This window comes from Streptomyces sp. NPDC059900 (assembly GCF_050270335.1).
Classification (GTDB): domain Bacteria; phylum Actinomycetota; class Actinomycetes; order Streptomycetales; family Streptomycetaceae; genus Streptomyces.
Map to the genome: position 1 here is coordinate 1 of NZ_JBNNJZ010000362.1, position 8,466 is coordinate 8,466.

Below are 8,466 nucleotides of genomic sequence, written 5' to 3' on the forward strand. Positions count from 1 at the left end.
CCTCCCGAGCAGTACGGCGTGTACGGCAACCCGGACTTCACGTATGACCCCGGCTCCTATCTGACCCGCAACGCGTTCCACGGCCTGGTCCTCGGCGGCAAGCTGAACGGCGCCCCGCAAGCGCAGGACCAGATCGCGGGACTGTGCAGCGCGGCGTTCGCCTGGCCCTACCGGGTCGCGGACGACGAGCTGTTCGAGCTCGACGTACGGCTTCCCGTCGACCTCTACAGCGGCGCCGCCGATCTGGCGGAAATCAGGGCCACGCCTGCTGCCGCCCTGGAGGAGGCCAACCGGGTTTTCTGGACGGGGAAACTGATCGCGCAGGGCGTGCAGCCCGAACTGCCGCGGCCGGTGGCGCACTTGGCGGACCAGTTCCGCCAGTGCCGCTCACAGCTCCTGATCCTCTCCGACCACGGCGAGATCCATCCGGGCCCCACCGTGTACGACTCCTTCTGGATCCGGGACTCCTCCGTCGAGGCCACCGCCTGCTCGCTGGTCGGCGACACGGCCCTGGCCGAGCGGCAGTTGGGCACGCACTACCCGCTCAGGTTCAACCGCGGCACGGGCCGGATCGGGCCGTGTGCCGAGTACGGCTTCTACGGCGGGCCGCACGAGAAGGACGACCGGGAGTGGGACAGCAACGGCCAGGCACTGTGGGCGATCGGCCGCTTCGACCGGACGCACGGCCGCGCCACCGGGTTCGGGGCGAAGCTCTACACGCCCTACGTCGTCGACGCCGCGCGGTGGCTGCGGGACAACCGTGACCAGTACGGCCTGCTGCACAGCGGCTGGAGCGCCGAGCACCTCGGCGAGCGCGACAAGCCGCACTACTGGGACGACCTGTGGGGCCTCGCCGGCCTGTACGAGGCCGCGCGGCTCGCGGAGCGGATCGGCTCCCCCGACGTACCCGAACTCTGGGGCGCCTTCGACGACCTGAAGCGGGCGACGGCGGCCTCGGTGCGCTGGGTCCTCGACGAGCAGCGCAGGCGCGGTGCCTGGGAGACGTACATCCCGACGGGGCCCGCGGACGTGGGCAGGCTCGACTCGACGATGATCGGCACGGCGGCGTTCTTCCATCCGCTGCGGTTGCACATGGGCAGCAAGCTGGGCGAGGACATCGACCGGGCGGCCCGCTGGACGCTCGACACGATGTACGCGCACTTCGTGACCGGCGGCTACCGGCACGAGGCGGCCTGGAACACCTACGGCCCCTACCTCACGACGCAGCTGGCGCACGCCTACCTGCTGTCCGGCGACACCGTCCGGATGGACGCGCTGCTCGGCTGGATCGTGGGCGCTTCGCTGCCGCGGTCCGAGGAGCGGGCGGTGGCGCTCGGCGCGTGGAACGAGCAGCACGCCTTCCCCGTCGCCTCCGACTTCCGCGAAGTCCCCTCGTGCCACTGGTACATGGGGGACATGCCGCACGGCTGGGCCGCGGCGGAGTATCTGCTCCTGATCCGCGACATCCTCTTCTTCGAGGCCGACGAGGACCGCGACCCGCATCTCTACATCGCTGCGGGCATACGTCCGCACTGGGTGCCGGACGGCGCTTCGGTGGCCGTCACCGACGCCCCGAACCTGTTCGGCACGCCGTTCGGCTACCGGCTCACCCATGACGCGGGCGACCGGAAGGTCAGCGTGGACATCACACGGGCGCCGGAGCGCGTGCGGTACGTCTACCCGTGCCGGTTCGGTCCGGTGCGGGCGGTGACGGCGGACGGCCGCGATCTGACGGTGACGGGGGACGACGTGCACATCCCGGCGGGAACGAGGAGGTTCACGGTCACATACGCCTGAGGGGGCACACGATCACGTACGCCTGAGCTGGAGCCGCTCCTTCTCGGAGAGGCCGCCCCAGACGCCGAACCGCTCGTCATGGGCCAGGGCGTACTCCAGGCAGGCCGGGCGCATTTCGCAGAGCTGGCAGATGTACTTGGCCTCGCGCACGGAGCTGCCGGGTTCGGGGAAGAAGAAGTCGGATCCCGTCTGGGCGCACAGGGCCTGCTCCTGCCAGGCGAGTTCCGGCTCGGCTGTCATGTGGATCTGCATGCCGTCGATGCTTGCAGGGCGCGCGAAACAAGGGATCAACGAACGATCAACGCCGTGACATGCGCTGTTTCGGGCCCCTGCTGCCTCCCCACGGGGGACGCGGGCCAAACGCGGGCGGACCGCTCATGCACCGGACGGGACGGGTCCGATTGCGGTCCCATATCCCGCCCCGTCCGGTCACGGGTCCCTCAGCCGGTGCTCGGCGCCTGCGGCTGCGGCTGCATCAGCGCGAACCGCGCCCCCGACGGGTCCGCGAGCTTGGCGAAGCTGCCGACGCCCTCCAGGTCCATGCGTGCCACCCTGACCGTACCCCCGGAGGGTTCGACCCTGGCGAGCACCGCGTCTATGTCGGTCACCTGGAAGTACGGAGTCCAGTACGCCCCGGCCGCGGCTTCCTCCGGGGCGTCGGAGAGCGGCCACAGGCCGCCGAACATGTCGTTCTCCGTGCCGCCCGCGGGGTGCACCATCGTGTACGAACCGCCCTCGAAGGCCTGGGTGGAGGTGCCCCAGCCGAACACCGAGCCGTAGAACTCCCGGGCGCTGTTGACGTCAGGGGTGTAGAGCTCGGTCCAGCACAGGCTGTTCGGGGCGTCGACCAGGTCGAGGCCCTTCAGCGTGCCCGGCTGCCACACGGCGAAGCCGACCCCCTGGGCGTCGCTGAGGACGGCCATGCGGCCGAGGTCGCCCACGTCCATCGCCTCGTACATCGTGCTGCCGCCGGCCTGCTCGGCCGCCTTGGCCGTCGCCTCGGCGTCCGGCGTCTTGAAGTAGAGCGTCCAGGCGGGAGGGGCTTGATCGGCGGTGACGGTCATGGCGCCCGCCACGGTCTTGCCGTCCGACTGATACATGCCGTATCCGCCGAAGTCGGCGCCGGCCGAGCGGAATTCCCAGCCGAAGAGCGCGCGATAGAAGGCATGGGCGCCTTCCGGGTCCGGGGTGCCGAGTTCGACCCACGAGGGGGCTCCCGCGACATAACGGTTATTGAGCATGATCGACTCCTTTGTCGCATCTCTCTTCCGTCCCCCTGAGTCTTGCACCCGGCACTGACAGTGCGCGCCTGCTGCCATCTTGTGAAAGAAACGGGATTTTGAGAGCGCTCTCAGCCACAACTCTTGACGCCCGAATTCGCCGACGCAACAGTGGTCGCACCACAAGGCCAGCCACCCCCCACGGCTGCACAACATCCCCCCACATCCCGGGAGTTCTTCCGTGATATCGCGTCGAGTGTTCCTGTCCGCTGCCGCCGGTGCCACCGGAGCCCTCACCTACCCCCTCTGGGGAAGCGCCCTCAGCCCCGGCGCCAAGGCAGCCCCCGCGACCTGTGAAATCGCCCTGCAGAACAAGTCGTTGCCGGGCAAGGTGAACGCCTACGTCACCGGACACGAGGAGGGCACCGACCGCTGGGTCCTGCTCAAGCCGGACGGCGGCGTCTACCGTCCCGACTCCCCTTCGGCCCCCGAGACCCCGCTGCCCGTCGACTGCGCGATTCCGCTCGGCGCCGCGGGTTCGGAGCCCAAGGTCCTGACGCTGCCTCACATGTACGGCGCGCGCGTCTACTTCGTGCGCGACGACAAGCTGGACTTCTTCCTCAACCCCGGTCCCTCGCTGGTCGAGCCCGCCTTCGCGACCAAGGAGGACCCCAACTACGGGCGCACCTGGTCGTTCTGCGAATTCACCTTCAACACCGAGCAGCTGTACTCCAACATCAGCTACGTCGACCTCGTCACGGCCCTGCCCATCGGCCTGACCCTGGAGGGGGACGAGAAGCACACGGTGGCCCCGCTGCCGGACGGCGCCGTCGACAAGATCGCCTCCGACCTCGCCGCCCAGCAGGCCAAGGACGGGCAGCCCTGGGGCGACCTGGTGATCCGCGGCGACGACGGCAAGGCCCTGCGGGTCATCTCGCCGCAGAACCTCATGGCCCCGTACTTCGACCGCCCTGACGAGATGCCGTTCAGGGACGTGTTCGACGGCTACATCGACGAGGTGTGGGAGAAGTACCGCGGCACCGACCTGAAGATCGACCTCCAGGGCGGCCGGGGTGTGTTCACCGGCCGGGTGAGCGGCGACACGCTGACCTTCAACGGCGGGCACACGTTCTCGAAGCCGACGTCGAAGGACATCTTCACCTGCAACCACGGCCCCTTCGCCAACAACCCCGACGACCCCGACGACAAGAAGGGGCTGCTCGCACGGCTCGCGGCGGGGTTCAACCGCAGCATCATGCTGTCGCACCCGGAGCAGCCGAACGGCGCCGGCGCCGGGGACTACTACAAGGGCGACGTGACCAACCACTGGGCCCGGGTGGTCCACGCGAACTCGCCCATCGGATACGCGTTCCCGTACGACGACGTCCGTCCCGACGGTGAGCCCGACGTGTCCGGAGCGGCACACGACGGCAACCCGCGGAGGTGGACGGTGAGCGTCGGGTCGTAGCCTCCCCGCCACGGCCGACCGAACAGGACCGCCCCGTCGCGCGCTGGTCGCGACGGGGCGGTCCGGCGTTCCGTTCCGGCAGGAACTACTTGCAGCTGTTGCCCGTGGCCGGGTTCAGCGCGCCGAGGACGTTGATGGAGTCGCCGCACACGTTGACCGGGATGTCGACGGGCACCTGGAGGAGGTTGCCGCTGAGGACGCCGGGCGAGTTCGCGGCCACGCCCTCGGCGTTGGCGCCGGGGCCGGGGTCGGCGGCGGCGGTGCTGGCCCCGCCGATGACGGTGACCGCGGCGAAGGCCGCTGCTGCCAGGATTGCGCGCTTGCGCATGGTGTTACCTCCGGATGAGGGGAAGTGCTGCATCGAGCCTCACCCGGCCACCGCACAACAAAAACGCGGGTGGTCCGTGCGGCGGAACGAGGACACCCGTTAGTGGGATAAGCAGCTGATCACGGGCCACGAAAGCCGTGCAGAGGGCAGGAGGGGAGCCCGGATCCGCACGGAGGGATCCAGATCCGCGCGGAGGGACCCGGATCCGCGCGGAGGGACCCGGATCCGCGCGGAGGGAACGGCCGTGCCCCTACGCCGAGCCCCTCCGTACCAGCTTCGTCGGCAGGACCACGCTCTCCGTCGGGAGCTCTCCCTTGGCCAGCAGCATGCGGGCCATCAGGCGGCCCATCTCCTGGATGTCCTGGCGCACCGTCGTCAGCGGCGGGTCCACCTGCTCGGCCACCGCCAGCATGTCGTCGAAGCCCACCACGGCGACATCTTCGGGCACCCGCCTCCCCCGCTCCCGCAGCACCCGCAGGGCGCCCGAAGCCGTCAGGTCGTTGGCGGCGAAGACCGCGTCGATGTCGGGGACGCGGTCGAGAAGCTCGCGCATCGCCCGCTCGCCGCCCGCCGGGGTGAAGTCGCCCTGCGCGACGAACCGCTCTCCCGCGTCCGGCAGGACGTCACGGAAGCCGTCGAGGCGGTCCACCGCCGACGTCTGGTCGAGCTCTCCGGTGATGTGCGCGATGCGGGTACGGCCGAGGGAGACCAGGTGGCGCACCGCTTCCCGCGCACCGCCGCGGTTGTCGCAGTCGACGTACGGAGAGGTCACGGTGCCCTCCGGCCATCCCGGCCGGCCGCCGAACACCGTCGGCACCCCGGCGCCCTGGATGATGCCGGGCAGCGGATCGTCCAGGTGCAGGGAGAAGACGAGGGCGCCGTCCACATGGCCGCCGGACAGATAGCGGCCGACCCGCTCGTGATCGTCGCGGCCCTCCGTGAGCAGCAGCACCAGCTGCACGTCGCGCGACGTCAGCTCCTTGCTGATGCCCCGCAGCTGGAGGGCGAAGAAGGGGTCCGCGAAGACCCGCGTCTCCGGCTCGGCGATCACCACGGCGACCGCGTCGTGGCGGCGGGTCACCAGGCTGCGGGCGGCGCGGTTCGGCACGTAGCCGAGCTCGTCGACCGCCTTCCTGACCTTCTCGGCGAGCACCTCGCGTACGCCCGCGTCGCCGTTGACCACGCGGGACACCGTGGCCCTCGAAACTCCGGCCCGGGCGGCCACGGCCTCCAGGGTGGGGCGCGGGGCGGCGCTCGGCGGCTCGGTCACGTGGGGCTCCTCGGGGACGTCCTGCTGGTGCGCCGGTCAGGATACGACCGGCGGGTGTGCCGAGGAGATCCCCCCTGCCCGCGTCACCTCCGCGCGTCCGCCCTGATCAGCTCGGCGGCCTTCTCCGCGAGCGCCACCGTGGGGGCGTGCGTGTGGCCGCGGGTGATGCGCGGCATGACCGACGCGTCCACGACCCGCAGTGCCGTCACACCCCGCAGCCGCAGCTCCGGGTCGGTGACCGAACCCTCGTCACTGCCCATCCGGCAGGTGCCGACGGGGTGGTAGAGCGTCTCGCAGGCCCCCCGGATCGTCCGGGCGAGCGCCGCGTCGTCGACCGTGCCGGCATGCGGCCCCATCGGACCCGCCGTGTACGGAGCCAGCGCGCGGCCCGCGAGCAGTTCCTCCGCGCGGCGCACCCCGGCGACCAGGGTGCTGATGTCGGCCTCCGCCGTCAGATAGCCGGGGTCTATGTAGGGCGCGGAGCCGACGCCCGGCCCCTTCGGGGTGATGCGGCCCTCGCTCTCCGGCTGGAGCAGCACCACGCCGATGGTGATGCCGTGTTCGGTGGGCGGGGTCAGGCCGTGGTTGACGAAGGGGACCGGCGCGTAGATCAACTCGATGTCGGGAGCCGTCAGTTCGGGCCGCGTCTTGATGAACGCGACGGCCTCGCCGACGTTCGACGTGAGGGGTCCGCGCCCGCCGAGCAGGAAGCGGCCCACATTGGGCAGGGAGTCCGCGCCGGTCAGCGTGACGGGCTGCGGGCAGCGCATGGTGACCACGTAGGAGAGGTGGTCCTGGAGGTGGCGGCCCACGCCCGGGGACTCGACGCGTGGCTCGATGCCCGCCTTCGCCAGGTCGTCCGGGTCTCCGACGCCGGAGGCCTGCAAGAGCTGCGGGGAGCCGATGGCGCCCGCGCTGAGGATCACCTCGCGGCGGGCGATCAGTCTGCCGGGAACACCGTCGGCGATGACTCCGGCCACGCGTGTCCCGTCGAACTCCAGTCTGCGCACGCGTGCTTCGGTGAGGACGTGCAGGTTGCGACGGCGCCTCGCCGGTTTCAGGTATCCGTCGGCCGCGCTCCAGCGGCGGCCGCGGCGCTGGTTGACCGGGGTGAGCGCGAAGCCGCTGTGGTCGGGTTCGTTCAGCTCCGGCAGCTCGCGCAGGCCCGCGTCGCGGCAGGCGTCGAGGAACGCGGCGGTGGACGGGTTGGCGGCGCGGGGCGGGGAGATCCACAGCGGCCCCTCCGTTCCGTACACACTGTCCGCACCGGCCCCGCCCGTCCACCGCTCCGCGCGCCGGAAGTAGGGCTCGAACGCTTCGTAGGACCACTGTGGCCCGGCGGCCTCGCCCCAGGCGTCGTAGTCGTCGCGGTGGCCGCGCACCCACATCATGGCGTTCAGCGAGGACGAGCCGCCCAGGGTGTGTCCGCGCGGCCAGTACAGCTCGCGGCCGCCGAGGGCTGACTGCTTCGTGGTGGAGTAGTCCCAGTCGTAGCGCGTCTTGAACAGCTTCGGGAAGGCCGCCGGAATGCGGATCTCGGGCTTCCGGTCGCGTGGCCCCGACTCGACGAGCGCCACCCGCACCGCGGGGTCCTCGGAGAGCCGGGAAGCGAGGACGCATCCCGCGGAGCCGGCACCGACGATGACGTAGTCGTACACGCTGTCCTTGCTCAACTCGACTCCCTTTAATGGCTGTTCGCGGAGGTGCTCACAGGGGACGTGGGGGCGTTGCGCGTGGATGAGCCGTACCAGAAGTACACCCAAAGTGGACCTCTGGGTAAAGGGATGGCTCTTTGAGCGGAGTGTCCTACAGGATCTCCACATGACGACCAGAAAGGCCGATGCACAGCACCACGCCAAGCCGCCCGCAGTACCGTCCGCAGCGGCGACACCACTGACCCCGTACGCCCGGCTGCCGCGCCGCCACCACGACCGCCACATCGCACACAGCACCGTCGACGCCTTCGGGCAGGCGCACTGGCTTCTCGCCGCGCGCGAGCCCGGCCGCGGGCGCGGCGCGCTGAAGCCGTACGACGCGTCCGTCGTCACGGTCGGCCCCGACGGGCGTTCCCACGAGACGGAGTTGAGCGCGCTGCGGGCGCGCTTTCCGCGGATCGACGCGCTGCCCGACGGAGGCTTCGTCGTGGCGGACGCGCGCAGCCGCAGGTCCGAGCAGCATGTCCAGGTCTTCGACGCGCTCGGGCGCGAGTCGTGGGCGTTCCGCGCAGGGGACGCCATAGAGGAGTTGCTGACGGACCACGAAGGCCGTTTGTGGGTCGGCTACTTCGACGAAGGGGTCTTCGGGAACGACGAACTCAGCCAACCGGGCCTGCGGTGCTGGAGCGCGGGCGGAGAGCCCCTGTGGGCGTACGAGGCGGCGGACG

At 70.7% G+C, this 8,466-nt stretch carries 7 protein-coding genes and 1 pseudogene; 3 read left to right on the top strand and 5 right to left on the bottom strand.

Going from position 1 to position 8,466, the window contains the following annotated elements:
* The coding region (locus ACQKIP_RS32460) for a hypothetical protein (RefSeq protein ID WP_427744926.1) at positions 1 to 1,797 on the top strand (1,797 nt) is incomplete at its 5' end.
* 12 nt (positions 1,798 to 1,809) lie between these two features.
* On the opposite strand, the gene ACQKIP_RS32465 is transcribed toward ACQKIP_RS32460, so the two are convergent.
* Complete coding sequence (locus ACQKIP_RS32465) at positions 1,810 to 2,049, bottom strand: WhiB family transcriptional regulator (protein WP_365855345.1); 240 nt, start codon at positions 2,047 to 2,049, stop codon at positions 1,810 to 1,812.
* Positions 2,050 to 2,237: 188 nt separating this feature from the next.
* Positions 2,238 to 3,038 (bottom strand): VOC family protein, encoded by an 801-nt coding sequence (locus ACQKIP_RS32470; RefSeq protein WP_365855347.1) that lies wholly within the window; start codon positions 3,036 to 3,038, stop codon positions 2,238 to 2,240.
* Between the two features lie 220 nt (positions 3,039 to 3,258).
* On the opposite strand from ACQKIP_RS32470, the gene ACQKIP_RS32475 reads away from it, so the two are divergent.
* Complete coding sequence (locus tag ACQKIP_RS32475) at positions 3,259 to 4,485, top strand: glycoside hydrolase family 64 protein (RefSeq protein WP_365855348.1); 1,227 nt, start codon at positions 3,259 to 3,261, stop codon at positions 4,483 to 4,485.
* An 85-nt stretch (positions 4,486 to 4,570) separates the two neighbouring features.
* On the opposite strand, the gene ACQKIP_RS32480 is transcribed toward ACQKIP_RS32475, so the two are convergent.
* From ACQKIP_RS32480 to ACQKIP_RS32490, 3 genes are all read right to left on the bottom strand, one after another.
* Positions 4,571 to 4,813 (bottom strand): chaplin, encoded by a 243-nt coding sequence (locus ACQKIP_RS32480; RefSeq protein ID WP_365855349.1) that lies wholly within the window; start codon positions 4,811 to 4,813, stop codon positions 4,571 to 4,573.
* A gap of 250 nt (positions 4,814 to 5,063) precedes the next feature.
* On the bottom strand, positions 5,064 to 6,083 hold the full coding sequence (locus ACQKIP_RS32485) for a LacI family DNA-binding transcriptional regulator (RefSeq protein ID WP_365855351.1): 1,020 nt from the start codon (positions 6,081 to 6,083) through the stop codon (positions 5,064 to 5,066).
* An 83-nt stretch (positions 6,084 to 6,166) separates the two neighbouring features.
* A complete protein-coding gene (locus ACQKIP_RS32490) occupies positions 6,167 to 7,756 on the bottom strand; it encodes a GMC family oxidoreductase (RefSeq protein ID WP_365855353.1) in 1,590 nt (529 codons plus the stop codon).
* A gap of 148 nt (positions 7,757 to 7,904) precedes the next feature.
* Here ACQKIP_RS32490 and ACQKIP_RS32495 point away from each other — a divergent pair.
* Positions 7,905 to 8,466, top strand: a pseudogene (locus ACQKIP_RS32495) (hypothetical protein); the annotation flags it as partial.